This window comes from Paenibacillus phytorum (assembly GCF_013141715.1).
GTDB classification, from domain to species: domain Bacteria; phylum Bacillota; class Bacilli; order Paenibacillales; family NBRC-103111; genus Paenibacillus_E; species Paenibacillus_E phytorum.
Map to the genome: position 1 here is coordinate 1 of NZ_WHOA01000102.1, position 1,368 is coordinate 1,368.

Below are 1,368 nucleotides of genomic sequence, written 5' to 3' on the forward strand. Positions count from 1 at the left end.
CAGGGGTCATCTTTTTTAATCCCCATTGGTATCGATTATTGTTGTAGTAGCGGATGTAACTGTCAATCTTACGTTGTAGTTCTGCTAAGGTTGGGCAGCTACGATGGTCAACATGATCCTTCATATGACCGTAAAACGACTCCTGTGGCGCATTGTCCCAGCAATTGCCTCGTCTAGACATCGATTGCCCTAATCCCTTTTGCTTTAAAAGTTTTTGGTATGCGGGACTCGTATAATGACTTCCTTGATCCGAATGGATGAATGCTTTTTTGTGCAACTTCAATTTTCTTTGCTTCATGAGTGCCTCGATCGTGTCTGTAGCTATGTCCAACGTAAGGCTGTTGGAAAGGTTGTAAGCAAGGATCTCTCCCGTTGAAGCGTCTAGTATGGTCGACAAATAAGCCGTCTCTGAGCGGCCGTATGGGAGATAAGTGATGTCGGTGAGCAACGCAAGCCCAGGAACACCTTTTCTAAAATTACGATCTAAACTGTTGGGAAGCGTTCGATGTTCTTGAGTCGCCTTTGCCATACGTTTGTAAGGATTAGGTTTTCGATGTGGACATACGAGGTCAAATTTCTTCATAAGTCTGCGGATTCTTTTCAGGTTATAGATCACGCCAAATTCGTTCTCAAGCGTCATTTTAATAGAACGAGAACCCTTTTTAAAGCCCTTTCTATGGAAGGCTTTCTTGATCAGTTCTCCAGCTTTGGCATCCGAAAGAGACCGCTCTTTACGGGCTTCTACGGCCTGGATGTAGTTGTAATAGCCTGAGCGAGATACGTGTAATAAATCGCAAAGGTAGCGAGTTGTACGTCCCAAACCCTGACCTACAGTCTCTTTAATTAGCTCAAATAACTTACTCTTACTTAGGTTCTTTCCCTTTGCTACCAGCAACCTTTCTTTCGTGTCTAGCTTTTTTAATAAATCCACCTGGGACTCAAGGAGTCTAATTCTTGCTTCCTGTCTTTCAATTACTTCATCCTTCGTTAGTTCACGCTTCAGCGGACGTCCAGAAGCTTCCTTACGAGAGTCAGCTAATCCAATAATTCCGTCTTTTCCATATGCTTTTCTCCAACGCTTTGCAGACTCATTTACACGTTGAATTCCAATTACGTTTACGTCAAACCCGTTAGCTTCAAAGATTTCTCTAGGGAGCTTACCTGCCATATATTGATCGATGAACAACTGCTTAAATTCATCCGCATAGGTTATTGCTTTATCGCTAATCCTGATCACGTATTTATTCTTTGATAAGCTCATTTGGTCTTTTTCGCTAAAGATTTTCTTAGACATGATGTAATCCCCTCCGGTGCTTACTCTAGTATACAAAAAAAGTACCCATAGTTTGAACACTTTTTCAAAGTGTC

General features: G+C 42.0%; 1 protein-coding gene. It reads right to left on the minus strand.

What is annotated here, in order from left to right:
- The coding region (locus tag GC098_RS16105) for an IS3 family transposase (RefSeq protein WP_171644160.1) at positions 1–1,294 on the minus strand (1,294 nt) is incomplete at its 3' end.
- Positions 1,295–1,368: the final 74 nt, after the last annotated feature.